This window comes from Embleya sp. NPDC127516, from assembly GCF_044765325.1.
Classification (GTDB): Bacteria; Actinomycetota; Actinomycetes; order Streptomycetales; family Streptomycetaceae; genus Embleya.
This window is the reverse complement of sequence record NZ_JBIWJT010000002.1, coordinates 406,690-432,113: the sequence shown is the minus strand read 5'-3', so window position 1 is coordinate 432,113 and position 25,424 is coordinate 406,690. Positions and strand designations below refer to the sequence as shown.

Genomic DNA, 25,424 nt, shown 5'->3' with positions numbered 1-25,424 from the left:
CATGCCGACCCAACCGCGCGAGGGAACGCGAAGTAACCACCAACCGGGTGATCCCACTCGGTCGATGGACGAATCGACTCGGATACAGGCGCGCGGACCGGCCCGGGCGCACCGACCGCGCCCTGGGGCGGTCGCGCCCCTTCGGGTCGTCCTCGGGCCGCATTCAGGCAGCCTTCGACCGCCTTCGATGGGTTTCGGCGGGTTTCCGGCCGGGTGCCTTCCGGTCAGGTGGTTTCGGTCCGGGTGCTTTCGGTCCCGGCGGTTTCGGTGCGTGGCGTTTCCGGTCGGGTGCTTTCGATCTGGGCCGCCGCCGTGCGCAGTTCGGCGAACGCCTCGCCGAGCGCCGCCGCCGTCCAGTGCGCGTTCAGGCCGCTCGGGTTCGGCAGCACCCAGATCCGGGTGTCGCCGATGGTCTCGGCCTGTCGACCGACCACCGCCTTGGGCCGGCCGAAACCGGTCCGGTACGCGCCGATGCCGAGCACGGCCAGCCAGGCCGGCCGGTACGTGCGCACCTTGGCGGTGAGCGCCGCGCCGCCGGCGACGTACTCGTCCCGGCTCAACTCGTCCGCACGGGCGGTGGTGCGGGCCACCACGTTGGTGATGCCGAGACCGAGCGCGGTCAACGCGTCCTGCTCGGCGGGCGCGAGCAGGCGGGGCGTGAACCCGGAGGCGTACAGCGCGGGCCAGAACCGGTTGCCGGGGCGGGCGAAGTGCCGCCCGGTCGCACCGGACCACAGGCCGGGGTTGATCCCGCAGAACAACACCCGCAGGTTCGGTCCGATCACGTCGGGGATGGTCCGGCCGTGCGCGGCGGCCATTTCGGCGGCGGTGGGATTGCGCCCGGGCGGGATCGGCAGCACGACGGGCTTCGCGGGCGGTCCGGGCTGCGCCGGGGTGCTCACGGCGCCTCCGCGATCAGCGCCGTCCCCACCGACCGGAAGCCGAGCCGGTCGTACACGCGGGCCACGTCCTGGTCGCCCGCCGACAGGAACACCGTCTCGCTCCCGTCGGTGAGCGCGTGCCGGGCCAGCTCCCAGGTCACCGCCGCCGCGAGGCCGCCACGTCGGGCCGCGGGGAGGGTGGCCACACCGACGATCTCGGTGGTGCCGTACAGGTGCTGATAACTGCCCACGCACAGCGGCCCGGCCGGGCCGTACGCGGCGAACATCACCGTCTCGCCGGTGCGCAGGCGCTCGTTGAGGTAGGACAGCAGTCCCGGGTCCTGGCCGAGCGCGGCGGTATCCCGTTCGGTCGGGCCGTCGGTCCCCGACGCGGTCCCCGGGTTCGCGAAGCCGACCGCCGCGACGCTGTGCACGATCGCCAGGTCGGTCGCGTCCGCCCGGATCCGACGCACCGTCACCAGGTCGGGCAGGGCCGGGCGTTCGGCCGGAAGCTCGGCCGGGTCGAGCACCATCAACGGGTGCTCGTGGACGTGCAGTTCGGCCTCGATCGCGGCCGCGCGCAGCGCCGGGGTGGTCTCGTCGACCCATTCGAACGTCTCGGGCACTTTCAACTCTCTCTGCCGCGCCCGCACCGCGCGGACGTCCGCGACGGTGGGCTCGACGGAGCTGCCGAGCGTGGGTCGTGCGTAGAAGGGCCACCCTTGGCCCTCACGAATGAACAGGGTCAGCGCGCCGAACGTTTCCGTGCGGGTGGCTCGGCGGGCCACCGCGTCGTAGAACATCTCCAAGTGGGCGCGCGCCTCTGCGGCGGACTTCGGCATGCGGGTCAGTGTGACACGACCACCGGCACCGATACCGGCCGGTGTGCCAACCCGGCCTTCAGTCGCGCGAGCAGCTCGGACAGCGTCCGGGCGTCCTCGTCGGACCAGTCGTCGAGGCGCTCGGCGATCACCGTCAGGCGGTCGTCGGTGGCCCGATCGACCACCGCGCGACCCTCCGGGGTGAGGCCGAGCAGGAAGGAGCGGCCGTCGTGCGGGTGCGGCCGGCGCTCCACCCACCCGTGCTCGACCAGGTGTGCGATGTGTCGGCTGACCACGGACATGTCCAAGTCGAGCAGTTCGGCGACGTGCCCGGCGCGCAGCGGCCGCGTACTGCGGGCAAGCGCGAACAGGACTGCGGAGCCGGGCGGCAGGCTGCCGATCGGAACCGCCTTGGCGAGGCTGCGGTGGACGCCGACGATGCCCTCGAACTCGGTGAGCAGGTACCGGCAGGCTTCCCGGGTGGCCATGGCGAGGCTCCTCTTCGTGGCGACTCGCCACCACCATAAAAGATGTTAGTTGCGCTCGGCAACTTCCACGAGACGAGCCCCTCACGAGAGGCGGCCGACCCACGACTCGCCGGGGCCGCGCGCGGACCGTGCCTCACCCCTCCCGGAGCGTCGCCCGGCCCACGCGGCGCAGCCGAGCGGCCCGGTTGTGCCGGTCGCCCTCGGCCCGATCCAGGGACAGGACGGCCCGGCGCCCGTGCAGGGTGAGCGTCATCAGGTGGTTGCCGAACCACGGACCGCCCAGCTTCGTCCACTCGACCGGCAGCGGGGCCAGCCTCGCGTGCCGGGCCAGGGCGCGCCCGATGCGGGTCGCCATCCGGCCCCACCCGAACCGGAATCCGACCCTAATCGCCGGGGGCACCGAGTTGTGCACCGGCGAACAGGTCAACTGGTAGACCCGGGCCAGGTCCGCCGAATCCTCCCCGGCCCGCGGCCCCTCCCCCGCACTGACCCAGCGCGCCTCGGCCGCGTAGACGTGGTGCACATCCCCCGACAACACGCACACCGTCGCCGGCGCCGGGCCGCCCGCCCGGGGGCCGTGCAGCGCGATCCGGCCGATCAACGCGGACAACGCCTCGAACGAGTCGCGGAACGCCGCCCAGTGCTCCAGGTCGCTCGCCCGCCGCAACCACTCGCTCCAGCCCGCCACCCGCGGCCCCCGCTCGCCCGCGCACAACGCCTCGTTCCACGACTCCAGGTCGTGGATGCCGTGCGGCAACAACCACGGCAACGACGTGCCGATCAGCAGGTGGTCGTACCCGCCCTCGTCCGCCTGCTCGGTGATCCAGGCCAACTCGTCCGCACCGATCATCGCCCGCGCGTCCCCGGTCAGCACCCGGCCCGCGCGCGAGTCGATCATCAGCAGCCGGGTCCGGCCGAAGTCGCGCCGGAAGCTCCACCGCGTGGTCGTCTTGCCCTCCGCCTCCGCGTCCGCGCGCAGCGCGAATTCGTGCAGCAGCGGCCCCACGTCCTCGCCCGGCGCCGCGGCCTTGACCGTCGCGAACAACTCGTCGCGCGCCAACGCGGCCGGATCGAGATTGCCCAGGTGCTGATAGACCCAGTACGACGCGAGCGCGCCCGCGATCCGCTCGGACCACCAATCGGTCGCGGCCATCTCGGATCGCCACGCGTGCGACGTGTTCCAGTCGTCGATCACGTCGTGGTCGTCGAAGATCATCGCGCTCGGCACGGTGGACAGCAACCAGCGGATCTGCGGATCGGACCAGGACTCGCGATAGAGCAGCGTGTACTCCTCGAAGTCGGCGATCTGCGGGCCCGGCGCCTTGCTCAGATCGCGCCGCCGCGCCAACCGGTTCTGCATCGCGCGCGAGGTCTCGTCCGCGTACACCTGATCACCGAGCAACAGCAGCGCGTCCGGCAAAGGCTCGTCGGGGGCCCGCATCAGTCGGCGAGCGAGCGTGTCCAGCGCGTCCGGGTCGAGCCGGCGCTCCTCACCGGCCTCGGTGCTCGGCGGGCTCGACCAGCGACAGGACCCGAACACGACATTCAGATCCCGCTCGTCGCCGTGGGCCGAGGCGGTACGCACCGCGCTGGGCGGATAACCCGAGCGCGCGTCCGGCCAGCACACCCGCTCGTCCAGCAGGACCCGGTACTCCCGTGATCGCCCGGGCGTGAGCCCCTCGACGACCACGAGCACATAGTGGTGACCGAACACGTTCCAGGTGGCGGCACTGGCCACACCGTCCTCGCACGCCACGGTCACCACACACGGCGCGTCCGTCTCCACCCACACGGTGGCACTCGTACGATCCACGTGCCGCAGCACGGGACCGAGCAGCAACTCGGCCATGGTCCTTTGCCCTCCCCACCCTCGTATCGACGTCTTCCGTGGCATGTGCCTGCCCCGCACGGCCGACGCCAATGCCCGCCGCGGCCACGAACCCTTCGCTACGGTATGCGGCGTTCCCGATCCGAACCCGGAGGCCGCGCCGTGCCCCCCTCGCCCACCGCGTCGCCCGACCCGCCGGCACACCTCCCGGCCGGAGGACCCGCCGTACCCGGCCCCGCGGCCCGGCGCCGGGTGTTCGACGCGCATCTGCACATCGTCGACCCGCGTTTCCCGCTCACCGTCAACCAGGGTTACCTGCCGCCGACCTTCACCGTCGCCGACTACCTCGCCCGCGTCGCGTCGGTCGGCGTCACCGGCGGCGCCGTGGTGTCCGGCTCGTTCCAAAGCTTCGACCCGGCCCATCTGCTCGACGCGCTGCACCGGCTCGGGCCCGGCTTCGTCGGCGTGACGCACCTTCGCGCCGATGTCGCGGACCACACGATCCGCGAGCTGGACGCGGCGGGTGTGCGCGCGATCCGGTTCAACGTACGCCGGGGCGGCTCGGCCGCGCTGGAAGGGCTCGATCGGCTCGCCCGACGCGTATACGAGCTGGCGGGCTGGCACGCGGAGCTGTACCTCGACGCGCGCGATCTGCCCGACCTTGCACCCATGCTCACCGCGCTGCCGAAGGTGAGCATCGACCACCTGGGCCTGTCCCGAGAGGGCCTGCCGCACCTGCTGCGCCTGGTCGAACGCGGGGCCCACGTCAAGGCCACCGGCTTCGGCCGGGTCGACCTGGACGTGCCCGCCACGCTCCGGGCCGTGGCCGCCGTCTCCCCGCGCGCGCTCCTGGCCGGCACCGACCTGCCCTCCACCCGCGCGCCCAGGCCGTTCCGGGACGCCGACCTGGACGTCATCGCCGAGGCGGTCGGCGTCGACCTGGCCCCCGCCGTAATGCACGACAACGCGCGCGCCCTGTACCGCCCCATCAAAATCCAGGCGCCCGGGTCCGGGTGATGTGGGCGGCGGGAACCGGTCTCACTCGTCCGACGCCAGCGCTCGGACCGTATCCATGTCGTCCGCGTCCGCCGCCGTCTTGTCCTGGCGATAACGCAGCACCCGGGCGAACCGCAGGGCCAGCCCGCCCGGATAGCGGGTACTGCGCTGCAACCCGTCGAAGGCGATCTCGACCACGAGTTCGGGCCGCACCCACACCGTCCAGTCGTCCCGACGGACCTCCAGTTCCTGCAACCGCTCGGTCTGCCACGCGAGCAGTTCGTCGGTGAGCCCCTTGAACGTCTTGCCCAGCATCACGAACCCGTCCCCGCCCGGGTCGCGCGCGCCCAGGTGCAGGTTGCTCAGCGTCCCGCGCCGCCGCCCGTGCCCCCACTCGGCGGCCAGCACCACCAGGTCCAGGGTGTGCCGCGGCTTGACCTTGACCCAACCGGCGCCGCGCCGACCCGCCGTGTAGGGGGTGTCCAACGACTTGACCACCACCCCCTCGTGGCCGCGCGCGACCGCGTCGACGAAGAACGCGTCCGCGGCGCCGGCGTCGCCGGTGACCAACCGGGGCACCAACAGCTCGCTCGGCGCGAGCGCCTGGAGCGCGGCCCAGCGCTCGGCGCCCGGGCGGTCGATCAGGTCCGCGCCGTCCACATGCAGCACGTCGAACAGGTACACCGTCAACGGTGTCTCGGCCCGCAACCGCGCGGCGTCGTGGGTGCCGGTCCGGGACGCGGTGATCTGGAACGGGTGCGGCCGGCCCTCCGCGCGCAGCGCGATCGCCTCGCCGTCGAGCACGGCGGTGCGCACCGGCAGCGCGCGGGCGGCCTCGACCAGCTCCGGCACGCGCGAGGTGATGTCGTCCAGGCTGCGGGTGAACACCGCGACGTGTTCGCCGTCGCGGTGGATCTGCACCCGGATGCCGTCGATCTTCCATTCCAGCGCGACGCTCGCCTCCGGGTCCTTGGCCCGCAACTTGGCCAGCGCGGCGGACACATCCGGCGCGGAGGCGGCCAACATCGGGCGCACCGCGTGGCCCACCTCCAGCGTGAACGCGGCGAGCGCGGCCTTGCCGCCGACGAGCGCCGCGGAGGCCACCGGGCCGGCCGCCCCACGCAACATCAGCGCGCGGCGCACGGCCGCCACCGGCACCTCGGCCGCCCGCGCGATGGCGTCCGCCATCACCCCGTCCAGCGCGCCCTGACGCACCTCGCCGATCAACAGACCGGCCAGGAACCGCTGTTCGACCTGCGTGGCCCGGGCGAACAGGGCCTCGATCAGCGCCCGCCGGGCAGCCTGTGACCCGGGGCCGGTGGTGGTCCCGATCGCCTCCAACGCGGCGTCCACCTCCAGCAGCGTCAGCGACGCCTCGGCGGCCGGCTCCGGCACGTCACGCAACGCGGCCGGCCCGACCCCGATCTGCCGCTGGGTCAGCGCGCCCGCGAGATAGGCCACCACCACGGTCGCCTCCGCCGGATCCGCCCGCCGCAGACACCCGGCCACCAACTCCGCCTTCGCGGTCCGCCCGGCCTCGCCCGCGATCTCCCGCGACACGACCGCCACGTCACAAAACAACAGCGACCCCACGCCACAACTCCTCACGCCCAAGCCCCCCACCCCCATCGCCCACCCCACCCTGACTCATGCCCCCGACACCCATCCGGCCGAGCCCCCACCCACCCCCAAACCACACGAACCACACGCCCCAGGCGCAAAGACCTGTCATGCCCAAGCGCAACGCGGCAAGCCAAAGGTGGCCAAAGCCGCCCGCGAAACGCAGCCCAAGGCAGCCGAAACACAAAACGAGCCAACACAGAGCGAGCGATGCACACCGCGCGGGCGGACGATCCACAGCCACGCAAGACAGGCGGAGCGCAACAGGCAACACCGACACGCACGGGCGAAGCACAACAGGCGACGCGCAACACCCGAGCGAAGACGGGCCGCCGAGGGCAGAGCACAGTCGCCCCAGGCACGCAGAACGAACCGGCCGCAGCAAGCGAGAACGGCGCGCGAGCGGAGATGGCGAGCGAAGCGCAGCGGGCGAGGCGGACAGAGCGCCGTGGGCGCAGACGCGGAACGGGCGGACCACAGCGAGCAACAACGGACGCGGGCCGAGCCGGGCGCCCGGACGGCAGCAACCGACGCACGACCCGCAGCCCAGACGAGGCAGGCAATCCGCAGCCCACACGGCCACGCAAGACAAGCGGAGCGCAACAGGCGACGCGCAACACCCGAGCAGAAACGGGCCACCGATGTACAGCCGACGAGGGCGAGGCAGGCAAACCGCCGGCGCCTGGACGGGGCACCAGGCAGTGCGGGCGCGTAGCGAACGGCCCGACCGTGACCGCGTAGAGGGCATGCAACCCGCGCGCGCAGCGAACGGCCCGACCGTGACCGCGTAGAGGGCATGCAACCCGCGCGCGCAGCGAACGGCCCGACCGCGACCGCGTAGCGGGCATGCAACCCGCGCGCGCAGCGAACGGCCCATGCACGCCTCAACGCAGTCAACGCAGACCACAACAGGCAGCAGCGACACAGACGTTCGAAGCGCGATACCCACGGGGGACGCGGGTGGTCCGGCAGCGGCGCAGCGGCGCGCGCCGCAGCGGCGCGGAGTGGGTGGTGGGTGGCCCGTGCCTCGGGGCGCGGGGTGTCCGGGTGCGTCCCGGTCGTGGTTCGGAATCGGCGATGGGCCGGGACCCGGGGGTGTGCCCCGCGGCCCGGCCCATCGCCGTCGTCGGTCGCTTACAGGATCGCGCCCGGGCGGTACTTTGCCGCCTCCGGGTGCTTGGCGGCGACCGTCTCCACGCGGCGGACCACCTCTGCCACCTGGGCCGCCGCCGCGCCGGTGAAGGACAGGCGGTCGGCGAGCAGCGTGTCCAGCGCCGCGCGGTCCAGCGGCAGCCGCTCGTCCGCCGCCAGCCGGTCGAGCAGTTCGTTGCGTTCGACGCCCTCGCGCAGCGCGAGCGCGGAGGCGACCGCGTGCTCCTTGATCACCTCGTGCGCGGCCTCACGACCCACCCCGCCCCGGATCGCGGCCATCAGCACCTTGGTCGTGGCCAGGAACGGCAGGTAGCGGTCCAGCTCGCGCGCGACCACCGCCGGGAACGCGCCGAACTCCTCGAGCACGGTCAGGAACGTCTCGATCAGGCCGTCGAACGCGAAGAACGCGTCCGGCAGCGCCACCCGCCGCACCACCGAGCAGGACACGTCGCCCTCGTTCCACTGGTCTCCGGCCAACTCGCCGACCATGGAGGCGTAGCCGCGCAGGATCACGGTGAAGCCGTTGACCCGTTCGCACGAGCGCGTGTTCATCTTGTGCGGCATCGCGGACGAGCCGACCTGGCCGGGCTGGAAGCCCTCGGTGACCAGCTCGTGCCCGGCCATCAACCGGATCGTCTTGGCCAGCGACGACGGCCCGGCGGCCAGTTGCACCAGCGCGGTGACCACGTCGTAGTCGAGCGAGCGCGGGTAGACCTGGCCGACCGAGACGAACGCGTGCTCGAAGCCCAGGTGCGCCGCGACGCGCCCCTCCAGCTCGGCCAACTTGTCCTCGTCGCCGCCGAGCAGGTCGAGCATGTCCTGCGCGGTGCCCACCGGGCCCTTGATCCCACGCAGCGGGTAACGGGTGATCAGATCGTCGAGCCGGTGGTAGGCGACCAGCAGCTCGTCGGTCGCCGAGGCGAACCGCTTGCCCAGCGTGGTGGCCTGCGCGGCGACGTTGTGCGAACGGCCCGCCATCACCAGCTCGGCGTGCTGCGCGGACAACTCCGCCAATCGCACCAGCAGGGCCACCACACGGTCCCGGACCAGTTCCAGCGACGAGCGGATCTGCAACTGCTCGACGTTCTCGGTCAGGTCGCGCGAGGTCATGCCCTTGTGCACGTGCTCGTGGCCGGCGAGAGCGTTGAACTCCTCGATCCGGGCCTTGACGTCGTGCCGGGTGACCCGCTCGCGCTCGGCGATCGAGGCCAGGTCGACCTGGTCGATCACCCGCTCGTAGTCGGCGACCGCGCCCTCGGGCACCTCGATGCCCAGGTCGGCCTGGGCACGCAGCACCGCGAGCCACAGTCGGCGCTCCAGCACCACCTTGTGCTCGGGGGACCACAGCGTGGCCAGCGCCGGGGAGGCGTAGCGGTTGGCCAGAACGTTCGGAATGCGGGGCTTGCGCACAGGCTGGGACGTCACGAGCGGCGAGTTTACCGAGCCGCCGGAGCCGCCTTCGACGTACGTCCGTGATCACGCCCCGCGTACGTCACGAGCGGCGAGTCTACCGAGCCGCCGGAGCCGCCGGAGCCGCCTTCGACGTACGTCCGTGATCACGCCCCGCACCGGCGCCGCGAGAGCGGGCCGGACACCCGTGCCCGAGCCCGCTTCGCCACCGTCCCGACACGTCGCCACCGTCCCGACACGTCGCCACCGTCCCGACACATCGCCACCGTCCCGACACATCGCCACCGTACGTCTCGAACCCGAGCCTCGGCCGGATCCTGGCCGCGTATGACGGAGTCTTCGTCACCGATTCACTCGTGTGAGGGACCATCGTGCACGGTTTCCGTCCGGGCCGCCGGAACCTCGCCGGGACAACCGTCCGCCTGGTCGGCGTCGCCCCGATCGTGTCCGCGCCCGGCGCTGACGCCGCGTCACAACCCGTGCCCGGCATCGCATGTGCCGCCCGCCGCCGGGTAGACGCCGGCCATCGCGGGACGACCTTGGGGGCGGGCTCATGGGCAGGCGGCAGGACGCGCGAAACGCACGCAGAGAACGCGCCGAGCGGGAGGAGCGAATCGCCCGCGCACTGCGCGGGGGCACGGACCGGGCCAAGGAACCACCCCCGCGCGGCGGAACCGAGGACGAGACCGGACGGCTCCCGGGCCCGCGCGACGCGGAAAAGCCCAAGCCCCGGAACCGGGACAGAGACCGGGACCGGGACCGGGACCGGGACCGGGACCGGGACCGGGACCGGGACCGGGACCGGGACCGGGACCAAGACCGAAACCAAGACCGGCCCACCCCACCAGTGGACCTCGACAAGCCCGACACAGCCGACGAACCACCCCCCGAGTCGCACCTCCCCGAACGCCCCACCGACCTGCCCACCTCGTCGTGGTTCCGAGCCGCGTGGCGCACGATCCGCGAATTCAAGGAGGACGACCTCAACATCTGGGCGGCCGCGCTCACCTATCAGAGCGTGTTGTCGATCTTCCCCGCCCTGCTGGTCGTGGTCTCCCTGGTCGGCCTGGCCGGCCGCTCCGCCACCGACGCGCTGACCGAGAACGTGCAGAACGTGGCGCCCACCGAAACGCACCAGATCGTGATCAACGCGATCCAGAACCTCGAGAACAGCCGCGGTGCCGCCGGCCCGCTGGCCCTGGCCGGCCTGGGCCTGGCGCTGTGGTCGGCGTCCGGTTACGTGGCCGCGTTCATGCGCGCGTGCAACACGATCTACGACGTGCCCGAGGGCCGGCCGCTGTGGAAGACGGTGCCCACCCGGATCGCGGTCACCGTGGTGACCCTGGTGTTGCTGTCGGTCTGCGCGATCGCGGTGGTGTTCACCGGCTCGCTGGCCAAACAGGCGGGGCACGCGCTGGGCGTGGGCGAGGCCGGCGTGCTGCTGTGGGACTACGCGAAGTGGCCGGTGCTGATCGTGGTGGTCAACTTCCTGTTCGCGCTGCTGTATTGGGCCGCGCCGAACGCCAAGCAGGGCTTTCGCTGGATCACTCCCGGCGGCGTGCTCGCGGTGCTGTTGTGGGCGCTGTTCTCCGCCGCGTTCGCGTACTACGTGGCCAACTTCAGCACCTACAACAAGACCTACGGCACGCTCGCCGCGGTGATCGTGTTCCTGGTCTGGCTGTGGCTGACCAACATGGCGATCCTGCTCGGCGCGGAGTACAACGCGGAGATGGAGCGGGCCCGCGCGATCGCCGGCGGCCACCCGCCGACTCTGGAGCCGTACGTCCGGATGCGCGACACGCCCAAACCCAAGGGCGCCTGGAAGCGCTGGTTCCGCTTCGGCCGCACACCCGGGGCCACGCGGGAGGGCGAGGAGTAGACAATCGAGGGCATGGACAAGATCCGGCCCGCGTACGAGGAACTGGGCGCCGAGGGCTTCTACGCCTCACATGGTGCGCGGTACCGCAATCCGCACGAGCCCCGCGTCCGGGCGGTGCTGGCCGAGGTACTGGCCGAGCCGTCGGCCGCCGAGCCGGAACTGCTGGACACCGTGCTCGACCTGGCGTGCGGCAGCGGCGAGGCCACCCTCGCGCTGCGCGAACTCGGCGCGCGCGAGGTCACCGGCGTCGACCCGTACACCGGCGTCGCCTACCGCGAGCGCACCGGGCGCGACGCCGAGCCGTTGCGGTTCGAGCAGGTGGCGGCGGGCGCGCTGACGGGTCGCACGTACTCGCTCGTGGTGTGCAGCTACGCGCTGCACCTGCTCGCGGAGTCCCGGCTGCCCGCGCTGGCGTACGCGTTGACCGAGGTCACGTCCGCGTTCGTTGTGGTGACTCCGCACAAGCGTCCGGTGCTGCGGCCGGAGTGGGGATGGCACCTGCGGCGGGAACTGGTCGTGGATCGGGCCCGGGCCCGGCTGTATCGGACTTCGCCCGAGCCCGTCTGGGCGACTGGGCGACGGTGACACCGGCGCTGGCGATGACCACCAGCGCGATGCCCCCGATCTGGATCAGTACCAGCGACTGATGCAGGACGACGAAGCCGGCGATCGCGGCCACGGCCGGCTCCAGACTGGCCAGCAGCCCGAACGTCGCGGTCGGCAGGTGCTTCATCGCGAGCATCTCGAAGCTGTACGGCAGCGCCGAGGACAGCAGCGCGACGCACAGGCCGAGGCCCAGCACCTTGGGCTCGAACAGCGCGGTACCGGCGGAGGTCACGCCGAACGGGGTGACCAGGACCGCGGCGACCGCGAAGCCGAGCGCCAAGCCCTCGATGCCGTCGAAACGCTTGGAGATCTTCGAGGCGACCACGATGTAGCCGGCCCAACAGGCCGCCGCAGCCATCACGAAGGCGACGCCGACCGGGTCCAGACCGCTGAAGCCGCCGCGGCCCAGGAGCAGCACGCCGCCGGCGGCGAGCACGATCCACACCATGTCGCGCAGCCGCCGGGACAACACCACGGCCAGACCGAGCGGGCCGAGGAACTCGAGGGTGACGGCCGGGCCCAGCGGCAGCCGGGCGATGGCCTCGTAGAAGAACATGTTCATGCCGGCGAACATCACGCCCAGGCCGACCACCACGAGCCAGTCCGCACGGGTGCGCCCGCGCAGTCGCGGCCGGCAGAACGCGAGCAGCATGGTCGCGGCCAGCACCAGCCGCAGGGTGACCGCGCCGGCCGGGCCCACGTACGGGAACAGCCGGGCCGCGAAGGCGGCGCCGAACTGGATCGAGCACGCGCTCGCCAGCACCAGCAACACCGCGCGACCCTGCGCTCCCGGCCGGAGCCGGTCGACGAATGCGGGTAGCGCTCGCGAGGTCGCGTCGGCGGTGGTGCGGGAGGTCATTCTCCGACACTACGGACATCGTCAAGCCACTTCACGCGCCGGCCCCGGCGTCGGCGGCATTCCGATCCCGCACCACCTTGCGCAGGGTCTCGGGCACCGGACCCAGGCCGGCCTCCAACTCGCGGATCCGGCCCTTGGCGGCCCGGCGTTCCCGACCGCCCAGCACCACGCGCAGTTGGCCCTCGAAGGCCAGCGCGGCGAGCGCGGCGTCCGCCGCCGGGACGCGCGTGATCGGCTGGGTGCCCTTGAGCGCACCCCACATCGCCTTGGTCGCCTCGGTCCGCAGGCGCGGTTGGCGCAGGACGATGCGTCGGGTCGGGATGATGCCCAGCAGGCGGTACGTCTCGTACCTGATCAACCGCTCGCGTTCGAGGTGGGCACCGACTCGGCCGACGGCCTGTCGCGCGCCCTTCTTGACCCAGTGGCGCCACCGGTGCGCTCGCTCGCTCGCGGTGATCCTGGCCAGCAGGTCGGCAGCCAGATCGCAGTGCGCGACGACGGTGCCCCGGCGGGCGGTCACCGTCACCTTTCCGTCGTCGTCACGGATCAGGCCCCGCTCGTACAGGTCGTACAGGGCCGCCGCCTGGAGCGTCACCCCCAGGTGCGCCCGGCTCAGCAGTCGGCGTCGCTCGGGACTGTAGGCGAGCAGGAACACTTGCCGGGCCATGGAAACGTTCATGTCGACCTCCAGGGACTGGTTCACGTCGGCCTCCTCGGCGCCAGGACGTCACATCGTCGTCGGGGTTGTCGTCACGGCGCGGTACCGAGGTCGCCAGGGTCGCCACGGCGGCCACCACGCCGACCAGCACCGCCAGGGTCGCCTCGATCGCCACCGTCGCCTCCGCCGGGCTCGGTATCGGATACGGACTCGGAGGACCCGGGCTCGGGTTCGGAGGACTCGGGTTCGGAGGACTCGGGTTCGGAGGACTCGGGCTCGGAGGACTCGGACTCGGAGGACTCCGACTCGCGGAACGCGGACTCGGGCTCCGAAGACCGGGACTCGCGGGACGCGGGCCCGGAGGACGCGGGGTCGGCCTTGGGTGGTCGGCCCCGGCGGGCCGGACGGCCGGCGTTGCCCGGCATCCGGCCCGCGTCGCCCAGCGAGCGCCGGAGCAGGAACTCGATCTGCGCGTTGGTGCTGCGCAGTTCGTCCGCCGCCCATTTGGCGATCGCGTCGTGCACCGCGGGGTCCAGTCGGAGCAGGATCTTCTTGCGCTCGGTCACGAGGACCGACTACGCGTACAGGGAACCGGTGTTGACCACCGGCTGGGTGGCCTGTTCGCTGCACAACACCACGAGCAGGTTGCTGACCATCGCCGCGCGGCGGTCGTCGTCCAGTTCCACCATGTCGCCCTCCTCGAGCCGGGTCAGTGCAAGTTCGACCATGCCCACCGCGCCCTCGACGATCCGCTGCCGGGCCGCGACCACCGCACCCGCCTGCTGGCGGCGCAACATCGCCTGGGCGATCTCCGGCGCGTAGGCCAGTCGGGTGATCCGCGACTCGACCACGCTGACCCCGGCGGAGGCAACCCGCGCGCCGATCTCGGCGGAGAGCTTGCCGGTGATCTCGTCGGCGTTGTCGCGCAGCGACATGCCGCCGTTGCCGTGGTCGTCGTACGGGTAGCTGTTGGCGATGTGCCGCACCGCGGTCTCGGTCTGGATCGCGACGAACTCCTCGAAGTCGTCCACCTCGAACCTGGCCTGCGCGGTGTCCTTGACCTGCCACACCACGACCGCGGCGATCTCGATCGGGTTGCCGTCGTTGTCGTTGACCTTGGCGGTCTGCGTCTCGTGGTTGCGGATGCGGGTGGAGATCTTGGTGCGGTTGGTGAACGGGTTCACCCAGCGCAGGCCGTCCTTGCGCAGCGTGCCCTTGTAGTGCCCGAACAACTGGAGCACCCGGGCCTCGCCGGGGGCGACGGTGGTCAGCCCCAGCAGGGAGAACAGCGACACGACGATGATCACGATGCCCGCGGTGATGCCCGCGGCCTTCTGTCCGCCGTGCTGCAGTGCGCCGAAGACGGTGAGCCCTACGCCGCCGCCTACGCAGAGCAGACCGACCGTGAGCGCGGACAGCCCGGGGGCGCCGGTCACCAACTTCTCCCGGACCTGGGGGGCCGGCATTTCCACAATGGTCTCGGAGCCGATGTTGCTCATGAGGTCACTCCCCGATCGCTTCGATGTGCCATCACCACCATAGCAAAGTGATATCACTTTTAGGCAAGGGAGAAACCTCGATCGTGCCCGCGGCCCGGCCGGTCGTCCGTGTGGGCGGCCCGTCGATCAGCCGAGCGACTTGATCGTGGTGCCGTTGCGGACGTTGGCCGCCAGCGCCGGCGCGGGCGGAAGCGCGCCGGGAGGGGCCTTGATCACGAGTTGCCGGGCGTCGGCGGAGCCGGTGACCGAGCCGGACGCGCTCACCTTGACCACGTCGCGGGTGCCCGCCGCGACCAGATACCAGGTGCCGGTGCGCGAGCGCCACCAGGTCGAGGTGACGATGTCGTTGCCGGAGCGGCTGCACGCGGGCGAATCGGTGAGCCGGTTGACGGTCTGCGCGCCGGTCGCGCTCGCCCCCGGCGGCAGGAACTGGACCACGACGTCACCGCCGCCCCTGCGGTCGAACGCGTGCAGGCACGACCACATCGCCTCCCCCGCGGACTCGGGCAGGTCGAAATGCGCGAACTCCCAGTTGTTGACCAGCCGCAGGCCCCGTCCGCGCAGCGTGGCCAACGCGCACGCGGTCCGCGACCAGGTGTTGAGGGCGCGTTCACTGGAGGCGGCTTCGGAGGGGCGACCGGTGTGGAAGTAGTCCGGCGGCGGCATGTAGGTCAGGTGCGTGGCGGTCAGTTCGCCCAGGTCCGCGAGCAGGTAGGGGTGGTTGTCGGCGGCGCGCCCGGACAGCAGTTCGAGCACGGGTACGGTGGCGCAGTCCTTCGCGGCGGTGCCGAGATCGGGCATCGGGGCGGTGATGCCGCCGGTGATCGCGAGCGGCTTGCCCTTGTCCTCGGGACGACGCAGGTCGCGCACGGCGGCCTCGTCGACCCAGGGCGCGAGCAGCATGCGCACGCCGGCCGGGTCGCGGCGCAGCACCACGGCGGAAGCGGAGCGCTCGTCCGAGTCGTCGGACGAGGCGACGTCGAGTCGGTGTCGGCCGTGCTCCTCGGTGTAGCGGGCCAGGCGCGTGCCGTCGGCGAGCAACACCACGGCGGCGCCCGCGACGTCACCCGCATACAGCAGGCGTGGGGTGCCCGACGGCGGGCCCACCGCGGCGTCCGGGCCGAGGGTGACGGGGGTGCCGTCTTCGGGATCGGTCCATGCCCGGACCGCGCGCCGGGTCAGCGCCTCGTCACCGGCCCGGGCGCCTCGGGTGGACCAGACCTCGAAGTCGAGCCGGGTCGTGGTGTTCCAGGCACCGGCCGGGATCGATCGCGGCGGCCCGGCGACCACCTGCGCGGCGGGTGCGGCCTGGTCGCTCCGGCCGCGGTCGCCCGAGGGAGCGGTGCGGTCGGTCGCGTACCAGGCGATCATCGCGATCGCGCCGGTCGAGGCGAGTACGCCCAGCGCGGTGCGCCGGCGTCGGCGGCGGCGCAGCAGGTCCGAGGGGCTGGCCCGGAGCGTGCACGGGTCGAACTGGTCGGCGCGCAGCAGCCGGTCGGCCGCTAACCCGGGGCCGGCCGGAGCCTCGACCGGGCGCAGCGCGGGCTCGGCGGTATCCGCCTCGGCCTCGGCGGCCAGGACGTCCTCGACACCGGCGGCGAGCAGGAGTTCGGCCACCTCGATGGGGTCGAGGCCGTCCAGCGCGCGCAGCACGAGGACCGCGCGGGCGGGGCCGGACAGTCGGCCGAGCGCCTGCTCGATCGCCAACGCGTCCGCGCCGCCGGTCGGCGGGAACAGGCGCAGCCCCCAGACCTGCGGCAGCAGCACCCGGCGCCGGGTGGAACGATTCAGGCGCAGCGCGCCGCGCACGACGCGCAGCCGGAGCAGGTCGGCGTCGCTCATGTCCGCGCCGTCGGGGCCGCCGGCACCGCGTCCGAGGTCGCGCAGTCGGCCCGGCAGCGCGTCCTGGACCAGGGCGTGCGCGGCCAGCACCCGTCGGTGCCGCTCCATCGTGGGTGGCAGGATCAGGTAGGCGAGCCGGACGAGTTCGGGGTAGCGCCCGACCAGCAGGGCCTCGGTGCGGCGCACCGCCCCCTGGTCCAGCCGGCGTCGGCACAGCTCGACGAGGTCGACCCGGGTGCGGCGGATGCGGCCCAGGGCACTGCGGTCGGTGTGCCCGGCGCGGTCGTCGGGACCGCCGTGGTCGGCTTGCGAGCCGCGGCCGTTCGGGTCGGGTCGGGTCGCCGGGTCCGGTGTGTTCTCGTCGCCGCCGTGTCGCATGTGTGGCCCCCTTTTCGCCGCGCCTTCGTCGGCTCCCGCGAATCGGTACGGGGCCCGTGCGCACGATGGCCAACGAGCACCACCCGGAGGGGTCACACATAGTACGAACATCTCTTTTTATGTCGTTTTTTGCTCGAAGCGATCGGCTTCGACGCCGCCGGGCGGCCAGGTCGGATCACCCGGGTCCGACGAAGCCCGATTCGTAGGCCGCGATCACCGCCTGGGTGCGGTCGCGGGCACCCAACTTGCCCAGCAGCGCGCTCACATGACTCTTGACCGTCTCGGTGCCCAGGAACAACTCGGCGGCGATCTCGGCGTTGTTCAGCCCCCGGGCCATCGCCCGCAGCACCTCGGCCTCGCGGTCGGTCAGGTTGGCCCGGGCCACCGCGTCGGCGCGGGCCGCGTTCCGGTGGCGCTCGACCAACGCCCGTAGCTTGGCCGGGAACAGCAGCGAGTCCCCGGTGGCCAGCGCCCGCACCGCTCCGGTGATCTCGTCCGGACGGGCCCGCTTGAGCAGGAAGCCGTGCGCTCCCACCCGCAACGCCTCGTAGACGTACTCGTCGTTCTCGAAGGTGGTCATGATCAGGATCTTGGGCGGCTGGTCGAGATGGGCGAGCAGATCCCGGGTGGCCTGGATGCCGTCCACGCGCGGCATGCGCACATCCATCACGAGCACGTCCGGGCGCAGCGAACGCACCAGCGAGAGCACGCCCGCTCCGTCGTCGGCCTCGCCCACGACCTCGAAATCGGGCTGCGCGCCCAGGATGGCCCGCAGGCCCGCCCGAACCAGTTCGTCGTCGTCCACCAGCATGATCGTGATCGTCACGACGCCCACCGTAGAGGTAGCCGCACGTGCACCCGCCAGTAGCCGTCCTGGGGGCCGGCGGTGGCCTCGCCGCCGAGCAACGCGGCCCGCTCGCGAATCCCGCGCAGCCCGCTGCCGCTGCCCGCGCCGACCACCGATCGCTCCGCACCGGCGGCGGGTGCGCTGTTCAGCACGGTCAACTCGACGTCGTGGTCGTCCACCGCCACGGTGACGTCGACCGGAACCGGGCCCGCGTGCCGCAGCACGTTGGTGAGCGACTCCTGCACGATGCGATAACCCTCGCGCGAGATCACCGCCGGCACCGCGTCGAGGGCGCCCGATATCCGCAGTGCGACCGAGGCGCCCGCGCCGCGCGTGGTGTCGACCAGCGTCTTGACCTCGGGCAGGCCCGGCCGGGGCGCGGCCGGCTCCGGCGCGTCGCGCAGCAGCAACAACATGCGTTCGAGATCCTCCAGGGCCTGCCGACCGGTCTCCTCGATCGCCTCGAGTGCCCGGTCCGCGAAGCCGGGGTCGGTGTCGAGCAGTTGCCGGGCGGCGCCGGCCTGGAGCACCGTCACCGACAACGCGTGGCCGATCGAGTCGTGCAGCTCTCGGGCGAGCCGATTGTGTTCGAGCAGTTGCTCGGTCCGACGCTCGGCTATCGCGAGCCGCTCGCTCGCGGACGGCCCGAGCAGCTTGGTACCGAGCCGGGTCAGCAGCCAACCCACGCCCGCCAGGTAGTAGATCGCCGCGACGATGACGAGCAGGCCGAGCGGGATCAACCACCAGTGCCCGGCACCGCCCGCGAAGGTGAGCCCGCTGAACTTCAAGCCCCCGTCCGTGGCCGGTGCCACGATCATCGCGATCCCGGTGAACACCGCCTGGCCCACGACCGCGAGGCCGAGCCAGGCCAGTTCGACCCGCAGCACCAGCCACAGTGCGGTGCGCCACCGATCCGCCCATCCCTGGGACCGGGTCACCGCGATGTCGCTCTCGTCGCCGGGGCGCAGCAGCAGCCGAGCCAGGAAGCCCTCGAACCGGCGCGCCTCGGCGAGCAGCCCGAACGCCACCAGGATCGGAATCGGGGCGGTCAGCAGTGCGAGCCCGTCGGCGACCCCGCCGTTGTCCTCCAGGCCGGGATACACCAGAGCGACCGCAACGCCCAGCGCCAGCGCCGTGAACAGGTGGAAGCCACGCGTGTAGGTGCTCCCCGCGACGAGCGGGTGGGCGAGGCGGGCGAGCGAGGTGCGAAGCGGCGCGATCCGGGACATGCCGCCATCCTGCCGGGTCGTCGTGCGCGCGGCCTCCCCCACCCGGGGGAGACCGTCCCCACGGTCGGGGGATCCGACGCAGGGCTCCCGAATCGCAGTCTTGAGGCACCGCAGCAACCGGGCGGTGAGACCACTCCGAGGCAGCAGAGGGAGCACCGCAGATGATCCGCATCCGGAACCTGACCAAGCGTTACGGCGACGTTCTCGCGGTCGACGACCTCGACTTCGAGGTCGCCGCAGGCACGGTGACCGGCTTCCTCGGGCCCAACGGCGCGGGCAAGTCCACCACCCTGCGGATGGTGCTGGGTCTGGACCGGCCCACCTCCGGAACCGCCACCGTCGGCGGCCGGGTCTACGGCGAGCTGCGCGAGCCGCTGCGCCATGTGGGAGCGCTGCTCGACGCGGGAGCGGTGCACCGACGCCGCCGGGGCCGCGACCACCTGCTCTACCTCGCGCGGTCCAATCGCATACCGGACTCCCGGGTGGACGAGGTGTTGGACCGGGTCGGCCTGACCGACGCGGCCCGGCGCCGGGCCGGCACCTACTCGCTCGGGATGCGCCAGCGCCTGGGCATCGCCGCCGCGCTGCTGGGCGATCCGCAGGTGCTGATCTTCGACGAACCGGTCAACGGGCTCGACCCGGAGGGCATCCGGTGGATCCGCGACCTGATCCGGTCGCTGGCCGCCGAGGGACGCACGGTGTTCCTCTCCAGCCACCTCATGAGCGAGATGGCGCTGACCGCCGGACACCTCGTGGTGATCGCCGGCGGGCGCCTGTTGGCCGACACCTCGATGACCGAGTTCGTCGGCGAGGGCGAGTCCTTGGAAGACGTCTATCTCCGGCTGACCGCCGGACACGAACAGTTCGTGGGAGGTGGCCGCGCATGAGCACGGCAAGCACGGCAACGACACAGGCGCGCGACTCGTTCCCGGCGGCGCTGCACGCCGAGTGGACCAAGATCCGCACAGTGCCCTCGACCCGGTGGTTGCCGGTGGTCGTGGTGCTGCTGACCGTCGGCGTCGGCGCACTGGTCGACGCGTTCGTCGCCGAGGGCCAACGCCGCGAGGACGGCACGGAATACGACCCCTTCACGCTCGTGCACTACGGCGTCAACCTCGGCCAGATAGCACTGGTGGCCTTCGCGGTGCTGGCCGTGGCGGGCGAGTACGGCAGCGGCACCATCCACGCCTCGCTCGCGGCGGTGCCCGATCGCCGCGTGTTCGCCGCCGCGAAGTTGACCGTGATCACCGCGGTGGCACTGGTCACGGGCGTCGTCTCCAGCCTTGCGTGCACGCTGGCGGCCCGGGTGTTCCTCCCCGCCGGCGACATCTCGCTGACCACCGCGGAGACCTGGCGCACGGCCTTCGGCCAGGGGGCCTATCTGGTGCTGCTGGCGGTCATCTGCGCCGGCGTCACCTTCGTGCTGCGCACGCCGATGGCCTCGATGGGTCTGCTGATACCGCTGATCCTGCTGGGCACCGCGGCGCTCACCGCGATACCCGGCGTGCGCGAGGCGGCCAGATTCCTGCCGGACCGGGCCGGGCAACGCATCATGCGGCTGCGCGACTTCAACGCCTACGAACTCGACCCGTGGGCGGGCCTGGGGGTGATGGCGCTGTGGGCGATCGCCGCGGCGGCCACCGCGCTGATCGTGGTGCGCCGGCGCGACGCCTGACCCCGAGCGCAACCCTTCGATTACCCACGGTCACTTGTGGGCATTCCAGAGCCCATGTCCAGATGGCGGCGGCGCGAGGCGGCAGCAGGGGAACCCCTGCCGCCCACGCGCCGCAACACCGAACTCCTGCTGCTCGTCTTCGCGGTCCTGGTCCCCGTCTGCGCCTATGCCAACGTCGGCCTGGCCAAACACGGCTCCATTCCCCAGGACACCGCGAAGTACGGCCTCGGGCTGGGTTTCCTGGTCCTGGTCGCCCACCTTCTGGTGCGCCGCTTCGCGCCGTACGCCGATCCGGTGCTGCTGCCGATCGCCGCGCTGCTCAACGGCCTGGGCCTGGTGCTGATCTACCGGCTCGATCTGGAGACGCCGAAGGTGCAGGCCGCGTCCTCGCAACTGATGTGGTCGGCCATCGGGGTGATCCTGTTCGCGGTGGTGATGATCGCCGTGCGCGACCACCGCGCCCTGGGTAAATACTCCTACCTCGCGGCCACCGTGGCACTGTTCCTGATGATCGTCCCGGTCTTCTTCCCGGCCATCAACGGCGCGAAGGTGTGGATCCGGCTCGGCCCGTTCTCATTGCAGCCCGGCGAGTTCGCCAAGATCATCCTGGTCGTCTTCTTCGCGTCCTACCTGGCCACCACGCGCGAGACACTGATGATGATCGGGCGCCGATTCTGCGGCGTGAACCTGCCCCGCGGTCGCGACCTGGGTCCGGTCGTCGCGGTGTGGCTGGCCTCGGTCGGCATCCTGGTGCTGGAACGCGATCTGGGCACGTCCCTGCTCTACTTCGGCGCGTTCGTGGTGATGCTCTACGTGGCGACCGCCCGGATCGGTTGGATCCTGGTCGGCCTGATCCTGATCGCCCTCGGCGCGTTCGTCGTCGGTTCCGCGGAACCTCACGTGCACCTTCGCGTGCAGAATTGGCTGGACCCGTTCGCGAGCATCCACGCGGGGCTGGGGCCGGGCCAACTCGCCCAGTCGCTGTTCTGTTTCGCGGCCGGCGGCCTGCTCGGCGCCGGACTCGGACTCGGCCACTCGATCCTGGTCGGCTTCGCCGCCAAGAGCGACTTCATCCTCGCCACGGTCGGCGAGGAACTCGGACTCACCGGCCTCGCCGCGCTGTTCGTGCTCTACGCGCTGCTGGTCGCGCGCGGCTTCCGGGCCGGCCTGACCGCGCCGGACGCGTTCGGCTCACTGCTCGCGTACGGGCTCTCCGCCGTCCTGGCGATCCAGGTGTTCGTGGTCGCGGGCGGGGTGACCGCGCTGATCCCGCTCACCGGCATGACCATGCCCTTCCTCGCCCAGGGCGGCTCGTCCGTGGTGACCAACTGGGCACTGATCGCGCTGCTGATGAAGGTCAGCGACCGCGGCCGCCGACCACTCGCGCCGATCGACGAACCGGCCCCGCTGCCCGAGGAGGTGCCCGCGTGATCGTCACCGCCCGACGAGCCGCCGGATTCTGCCTGCTGCTGCTCCTGGCACTGCTCGGCAACGCGACCTGGCTCCAGGCGCACAAGGCCGACGCCTACGACCACATGACGGGCAACCGCCGCCCGCAGATCGTCCGCTACCAGGAGCCGCGCGGCGACATCCTGGTCGCCGACCGGCCGATCACCGGTTCCCCGCACATGGACGCCTCCTCCGACCTGGCCTACGGCCGCAGCTACACCGACGGCCCGCTCTACGCGCCGGTCACCGGCTACGCGTCCCAGCTCTACGGGACCACACTGCTCGAAGGCGTCGAGGACGACCTGCTCGCCGGCACCGATCCGCGCCTGGGCGCGTGGCCGGTGATCACCGCCGTCACCCGCAAGCGCAGCCCCGCCGGCAATGTGGCCACCACGATCCTGCCCGCCGCCCAACAGGCCGCGTTCGCCGGTCTCGCGAGCACCGGCAACAAGGGCGCCGCGGTCGCGATCGACCCCACCACCGGCGCGATCCTGGCGCTGGTCAGCACCCCCTCCTACGACCCGGGCAGGCTCGCCGCCGCGAACAAGGCGACCCGTACCGCGTGGACCGCGCTGGACACCGACCCCGACCGCCCGATGCTCAACCGGGCCCTGCGCGAGACCTATCCCCCGGGCTCCACCTTCAAGGTGGTCACCGCCGCCGCCGCGCTCGGCTCCGGCACGGTCGCCGACCCCGACGAACCGACCGAATCACCCGACCCCTACCCCCTGCCCGAAACGCAGACGCGCCTGGGCAACGAGGCCAACGGCTGCCGCAACGCGTCGCTGCGGCACGCCCTGTCGGTGTCCTGCAACACCGTGTTCGCCAAGCTCGGGGTCGACATGGGCGCCGAGGTGATGCGCCGTCAGGCCAAAGCGTTCGGCTTCGGCGACCCGAAACTGCGCATCCCGGTCGCGGTCACCGAGAGCGTGTTCCCGAGGAGCCCCGACCGCCCGCAAACAGCGCTGTCCTCGATCGGCCAGTTCGACACACGGGCCACCCCGCTCCAGATGGCGATGGTCGCCGCCGGCATCGCCAACGACGGCGACGTGATGCGGCCGTATCTGGTCGAACGACTCACCCGCGGCGACGGCAGCACCGTGCAGGCAACCCACCACGAGACCCTGGCCCGCGCGGTCTCCCCGCCGGTCGCACGCCAACTCCAGAAGATGATGCAGGACGTGGTCACCAACGGCACCGGCGGCAACGCTCGGATCGACGGCGCGATCGTCGGCGGCAAGACCGGCACCGCCCAGCACGGCGAACGCAACCGGGCCGTGCCCTACGCGTGGTTCATCGCGTACGCCAAGGCCGACGCCGACGCCAAACCCGCCGTCGCGGTCGCCGTCGTGGTCGAGGACGGCGCGGCCGACCGCGCCGACATCACCGGCGGCGGCCTCGCCGCCCCGATCGCGAAGGCGGTGATGTCCGCCGTGCTCGCGCGGTGACCACGAGACCACAGGGCGCGAGCACCGATCGGTCGGCTCCTCCGGCAGTCCGGCCGGCACACCCGAGCGGTCAGCCCTTGCGCAGCCCGGCCAGCACTCGATCGATGACCTGTCCCACCTCGCGCCGCGCGAGCGCCGGATCCGCGGCGCGCGCGGTGTACATGCTCGCCTCGGAGATCAACGACGCCAACAACCGGGCCAGCGGCGGCACCGGCAGTTCGTCGATCTCGCCGTTGTCCATCGCCTGTCGCAGCCACGCCGCGAGCAGCCCGTGTCCGTGCTCGTCCACCAGCGCGTCCCAGGACCCCGGCCCGAGCACCGCCGGCCCGTCCACCAGCACGATCCGCTGGAAGTCCCCGGTCGTGCACACGTCCAGGAACGACTGGAATCCGTGTCGCAACTGATCCCACGGTTCGCTGGGGTGGTCCTGGGCATGACGCATCTCGTGGGCGACCAGCGTCTGGGCCGCGTCCGCCGCGACGGTCTCCATCACCGCGCGGAACAGATCGGCCTTGTCCTTGAAGTGGTGGTACAGCGCGCCCCGGGTGACCCGGGCCCTGGCCACGATCTCCTCGGTGCCGGTCTGCGCGTATCCCTGGGTCGCGAACAACTCACGTGCCGCTGCCAGCAGGGCCGCGCGGGTGTCCGCGACATGTTGTGCCCGACGCGTGACCGCCATACAACCCCCACGTGACGTACAGCCTGTATGTTGAAGATGTTGTCATCATCGGGCACACCCGGGCAACGACGCCACGCCGAGTCGAGTTTCAGCGGACGCCGACGCCCCCGGGTTCGGGGATAGAGAGGACGCGACGGTCATGGGCCTGCCGCTGAACCTGGCTGTGAAAATCGGCACTCATCTGGTCAAGCAGAAGATCAAGCGGGTCGACAAGTTCGCGATGATCGTGGAGGTCGAGCCGCTGTTCGCCTGCAACCTCAAGTGCGGCGGCTGCGGCAAGATCCAGCAACCGCACGATGTGCTGCGCAAGCGCATGTCGGTCGAGCAGGCCGTCGCGGCCGTCGAGGAGTGCGGCGCTCCGATGGTGTCGCTGGCCGGCGGCGAGCCGCTGATGCACAAGCAGATCGACCAGATCGTCGAGGAACTGCTCAAGCGCAAGAAGTTCGTGATCATCTGCACCAACGCCGTGCTGCTGCCCAAGCACCTGCACAAGTTCAAGCCGAACAAGAACTTCGCGTGGATGGTGCACATCGACGGCCTGCGCGAGAAGCACGACCAGGCGGTGGACAAGGAAGGCGTCTTCGACGAGGCCGTGGCCGCGGTCAAGATGGCCAAGGCCGCCGGATTCCAGGTCTACACGAACAGCACGTTCTTCAACACGGACTCCCCCGAGAGCATCGTGGACGTGCTCAACTTCCTCAACGACGACCTCAAGGTCGACCGGATCCAGATCTCCCCGGCCTACGCCTACGAGAAGGCCCCGGTGCAGAACCGCTTCCTGGGCGTCGAGCAGACCCGGAAGTTGTTCGCCTCCGCCTTCGCCGGTGGCAACCGCAAGAAGTGGCGGCTCAACCACTCCGCGCTCTTCCTCGACTTCCTCGAGGGCAAGCGCGACTTCGAGTGCACGCCGTGGGCCATCCCGTCCTACTCTCTGCTCGGCTGGCAGCAGCCGTGCTACCTGATGGGCGACGGCTACGTGCAGAGCTACAAGGAATTGCTCACCGACACCGAGTGGGAGAACTACGGCCGCGGCAAGGACCCGCGCTGCGACAACTGCATGGCCCACTGCGGCTACGAGCCGACCGCCGTCCTGGCCACGATGGGCTCCCTCAAGGAAAGCCTGCGCGCGGTCGTCGCCGGCTGAGCACCGGGGTCGGCGAAGCGAACGACGCTCCGCCGA

The 25,424-nt window shown here is 71.7% G+C and carries 20 protein-coding genes and 2 pseudogenes; 8 read left to right on the top strand and 14 right to left on the bottom strand.

Annotated elements, in window-relative coordinates; genetic code table 11:
- Window positions 1-224: 224 nt before the first annotated feature.
- The 4 genes from mug to ACIRL2_RS04390 form a co-directional block, all read right to left on the bottom strand.
- Entirely contained in the window at window positions 225-818 is a 594-nt protein-coding gene (mug, locus tag ACIRL2_RS04405; RefSeq protein WP_395868445.1) for a G/U mismatch-specific DNA glycosylase, read from the bottom strand.
- An 80-nt stretch (window positions 819-898) separates the two neighbouring features.
- Entirely contained in the window at window positions 899-1,723 is an 825-nt protein-coding gene (locus tag ACIRL2_RS04400; protein WP_402230075.1) for a GNAT family N-acetyltransferase, read from the bottom strand.
- Window positions 1,724-1,728: 5 nt separating this feature from the next.
- Complete coding sequence (locus tag ACIRL2_RS04395) at window positions 1,729-2,190, bottom strand: MarR family winged helix-turn-helix transcriptional regulator (RefSeq protein ID WP_402230073.1); 462 nt, start codon at window positions 2,188-2,190, stop codon at window positions 1,729-1,731.
- Window positions 2,191-2,323: 133 nt separating this feature from the next.
- Window positions 2,324-4,039: an alkaline phosphatase D family protein gene (locus ACIRL2_RS04390; RefSeq protein WP_395868294.1), complete on the bottom strand. Its 1,716-nt coding sequence runs from the start codon at window positions 4,037-4,039 to the stop codon at window positions 2,324-2,326.
- 141 nt (window positions 4,040-4,180) lie between these two features.
- On the opposite strand from ACIRL2_RS04390, the gene ACIRL2_RS04385 reads away from it, so the two are divergent.
- The gene (locus tag ACIRL2_RS04385; RefSeq protein ID WP_402230069.1) at window positions 4,181-5,035 is read left to right on the top strand and encodes an amidohydrolase family protein; all 855 of its coding nucleotides are present in this window, start codon (window positions 4,181-4,183) and stop codon (window positions 5,033-5,035) included.
- Window positions 5,036-5,056: 21 nt separating this feature from the next.
- Here the strand turns inward: ACIRL2_RS04385 and ACIRL2_RS04380 are convergent, their stop codons facing one another.
- Window positions 5,057-6,598, bottom strand: a complete 1,542-nt coding sequence (locus ACIRL2_RS04380) for an ATP-dependent DNA ligase (RefSeq protein WP_395868447.1) — start codon at window positions 6,596-6,598, stop codon at window positions 5,057-5,059.
- 1,170 nt (window positions 6,599-7,768) lie between these two features.
- Window positions 7,769-9,211 carry an adenylosuccinate lyase gene (gene purB, locus ACIRL2_RS04375; protein ID WP_395868298.1) on the bottom strand — a complete coding sequence of 481 codons (1,443 nt, stop codon included), beginning with the start codon at window positions 9,209-9,211 and terminating at the stop codon, window positions 7,769-7,771.
- A 538-nt stretch (window positions 9,212-9,749) separates the two neighbouring features.
- On the opposite strand from purB, the gene ACIRL2_RS04370 reads away from it, so the two are divergent.
- Entirely contained in the window at window positions 9,750-11,075 is a 1,326-nt protein-coding gene (locus ACIRL2_RS04370) for a YihY/virulence factor BrkB family protein (RefSeq protein WP_402230067.1), read from the top strand.
- Window positions 11,076-11,087: 12 nt separating this feature from the next.
- Window positions 11,088-11,489: pseudogene (locus tag ACIRL2_RS04365) on the top strand (class I SAM-dependent methyltransferase); the annotation flags it as partial.
- A gap of 16 nt (window positions 11,490-11,505) precedes the next feature.
- Here ACIRL2_RS04365 and ACIRL2_RS04360 read toward each other — a convergent pair.
- The 7 genes and pseudogenes from ACIRL2_RS04360 to ACIRL2_RS04330 all read right to left on the bottom strand — a co-directional run bounded on the left by ACIRL2_RS04360 (window position 11,506) and on the right by ACIRL2_RS04330 (window position 18,993).
- The gene (locus tag ACIRL2_RS04360; RefSeq protein ID WP_402230064.1) at window positions 11,506-12,540 is read right to left on the bottom strand and encodes an EamA family transporter; all 1,035 of its coding nucleotides are present in this window, start codon (window positions 12,538-12,540) and stop codon (window positions 11,506-11,508) included.
- Between the two features lie 31 nt (window positions 12,541-12,571).
- Window positions 12,572-13,243, bottom strand: a complete 672-nt coding sequence (locus ACIRL2_RS04355; RefSeq protein WP_402230061.1) for a GPP34 family phosphoprotein — start codon at window positions 13,241-13,243, stop codon at window positions 12,572-12,574.
- 311 nt (window positions 13,244-13,554) lie between these two features.
- Window positions 13,555-13,764: pseudogene (locus tag ACIRL2_RS04350) on the bottom strand (hypothetical protein); the annotation flags it as partial.
- A 9-nt stretch (window positions 13,765-13,773) separates the two neighbouring features.
- Window positions 13,774-14,697: an SPFH domain-containing protein gene (locus ACIRL2_RS04345; protein WP_395868306.1), complete on the bottom strand. Its 924-nt coding sequence runs from the start codon at window positions 14,695-14,697 to the stop codon at window positions 13,774-13,776.
- A gap of 126 nt (window positions 14,698-14,823) precedes the next feature.
- The gene (locus ACIRL2_RS04340; protein WP_402230059.1) at window positions 14,824-16,917 is read right to left on the bottom strand and encodes an RNA polymerase sigma factor; all 2,094 of its coding nucleotides are present in this window, start codon (window positions 16,915-16,917) and stop codon (window positions 14,824-14,826) included.
- A 175-nt stretch (window positions 16,918-17,092) separates the two neighbouring features.
- Window positions 17,093-17,728 (bottom strand): response regulator, encoded by a 636-nt coding sequence (locus tag ACIRL2_RS04335; protein ID WP_395868449.1) that lies wholly within the window; start codon window positions 17,726-17,728, stop codon window positions 17,093-17,095.
- Between the two features lie 11 nt (window positions 17,729-17,739).
- Complete coding sequence (locus ACIRL2_RS04330) at window positions 17,740-18,993, bottom strand: sensor histidine kinase (protein WP_395868310.1); 1,254 nt, start codon at window positions 18,991-18,993, stop codon at window positions 17,740-17,742.
- A gap of 161 nt (window positions 18,994-19,154) precedes the next feature.
- Here ACIRL2_RS04330 and ACIRL2_RS04325 point away from each other — a divergent pair, with 161 nt between their 5' ends.
- Genes ACIRL2_RS04325 through ACIRL2_RS04310 form a run of 4 tightly spaced genes read left to right on the top strand, consistent with a single transcriptional unit; the run spans window position 19,155 to window position 23,565 of the window.
- Window positions 19,155-19,880, top strand: coding sequence for an ABC transporter ATP-binding protein (locus ACIRL2_RS04325; RefSeq protein ID WP_402230057.1), 726 nt, complete (start codon window positions 19,155-19,157; stop codon window positions 19,878-19,880).
- On the top strand, window positions 19,877-20,668 hold the full coding sequence (locus ACIRL2_RS04320) for an ABC transporter permease (RefSeq protein WP_402230055.1): 792 nt from the start codon (window positions 19,877-19,879) through the stop codon (window positions 20,666-20,668). The genes ACIRL2_RS04325 and ACIRL2_RS04320 overlap by 4 nt, the downstream gene beginning before the upstream one ends.
- A gap of 54 nt (window positions 20,669-20,722) precedes the next feature.
- Window positions 20,723-22,099, top strand: coding sequence for an FtsW/RodA/SpoVE family cell cycle protein (locus tag ACIRL2_RS04315; RefSeq protein ID WP_402230053.1), 1,377 nt, complete (start codon window positions 20,723-20,725; stop codon window positions 22,097-22,099).
- On the top strand, window positions 22,096-23,565 hold the full coding sequence (locus ACIRL2_RS04310; protein ID WP_395868318.1) for a penicillin-binding transpeptidase domain-containing protein: 1,470 nt from the start codon (window positions 22,096-22,098) through the stop codon (window positions 23,563-23,565). The genes ACIRL2_RS04315 and ACIRL2_RS04310 overlap by 4 nt, the downstream gene beginning before the upstream one ends.
- 70 nt (window positions 23,566-23,635) lie before the next feature.
- Here ACIRL2_RS04310 and ACIRL2_RS04305 read toward each other — a convergent pair whose 3' ends face one another.
- Window positions 23,636-24,244, bottom strand: coding sequence for a TetR/AcrR family transcriptional regulator (locus ACIRL2_RS04305; RefSeq protein WP_395868320.1), 609 nt, complete (start codon window positions 24,242-24,244; stop codon window positions 23,636-23,638).
- A 139-nt stretch (window positions 24,245-24,383) separates the two neighbouring features.
- Here ACIRL2_RS04305 and hpnH point away from each other — a divergent pair, with 139 nt between their 5' ends.
- Window positions 24,384-25,388 (top strand): adenosyl-hopene transferase HpnH, encoded by a 1,005-nt coding sequence (hpnH, locus tag ACIRL2_RS04300; RefSeq protein ID WP_395868322.1) that lies wholly within the window; start codon window positions 24,384-24,386, stop codon window positions 25,386-25,388.
- The last annotated feature ends 36 nt before the right edge of the window (window positions 25,389-25,424 follow it).

Excerpts from the sequence above, each read along its gene's own strand:
- ACIRL2_RS04360 (WP_402230064.1), bottom strand. The coding sequence starts at position 12,540 with ATGACCTCCCGCACCACCGCCGACGCGACCTCGCGAGCGCTACCCGCA.
- ACIRL2_RS04315 (WP_402230053.1), top strand. The coding sequence starts at position 20,723 with ATGTCCAGATGGCGGCGGCGCGAGGCGGCAGCAGGGGAACCCCTGCCG.
- hpnH (WP_395868322.1), top strand. The coding sequence starts at position 24,384 with ATGGGCCTGCCGCTGAACCTGGCTGTGAAAATCGGCACTCATCTGGTC.
- ACIRL2_RS04330 (WP_395868310.1), bottom strand. The coding sequence starts at position 18,993 with ATGTCCCGGATCGCGCCGCTTCGCACCTCGCTCGCCCGCCTCGCCCAC.
- ACIRL2_RS04335 (WP_395868449.1), bottom strand. The coding sequence starts at position 17,728 with ATGCTGGTGGACGACGACGAACTGGTTCGGGCGGGCCTGCGGGCCATC.
- ACIRL2_RS04370 (WP_402230067.1), top strand. The coding sequence starts at position 9,750 with ATGGGCAGGCGGCAGGACGCGCGAAACGCACGCAGAGAACGCGCCGAG.
- ACIRL2_RS04320 (WP_402230055.1), top strand. The coding sequence starts at position 19,877 with ATGAGCACGGCAAGCACGGCAACGACACAGGCGCGCGACTCGTTCCCG.
- ACIRL2_RS04305 (WP_395868320.1), bottom strand. The coding sequence starts at position 24,244 with ATGGCGGTCACGCGTCGGGCACAACATGTCGCGGACACCCGCGCGGCC.
- ACIRL2_RS04400 (WP_402230075.1), bottom strand. The coding sequence starts at position 1,723 with ATGCCGAAGTCCGCCGCAGAGGCGCGCGCCCACTTGGAGATGTTCTAC.
- mug (WP_395868445.1), bottom strand. The coding sequence starts at position 818 with ATGGCCGCCGCGCACGGCCGGACCATCCCCGACGTGATCGGACCGAAC.
- ACIRL2_RS04395 (WP_402230073.1), bottom strand. The coding sequence starts at position 2,190 with ATGGCCACCCGGGAAGCCTGCCGGTACCTGCTCACCGAGTTCGAGGGC.
- ACIRL2_RS04390 (WP_395868294.1), bottom strand. The coding sequence starts at position 4,039 with ATGGCCGAGTTGCTGCTCGGTCCCGTGCTGCGGCACGTGGATCGTACG.
- ACIRL2_RS04340 (WP_402230059.1), bottom strand. The coding sequence starts at position 16,917 with ATGCGACACGGCGGCGACGAGAACACACCGGACCCGGCGACCCGACCC.
- ACIRL2_RS04325 (WP_402230057.1), top strand. The coding sequence starts at position 19,155 with ATGATCCGCATCCGGAACCTGACCAAGCGTTACGGCGACGTTCTCGCG.
- ACIRL2_RS04345 (WP_395868306.1), bottom strand. The coding sequence starts at position 14,697 with ATGAGCAACATCGGCTCCGAGACCATTGTGGAAATGCCGGCCCCCCAG.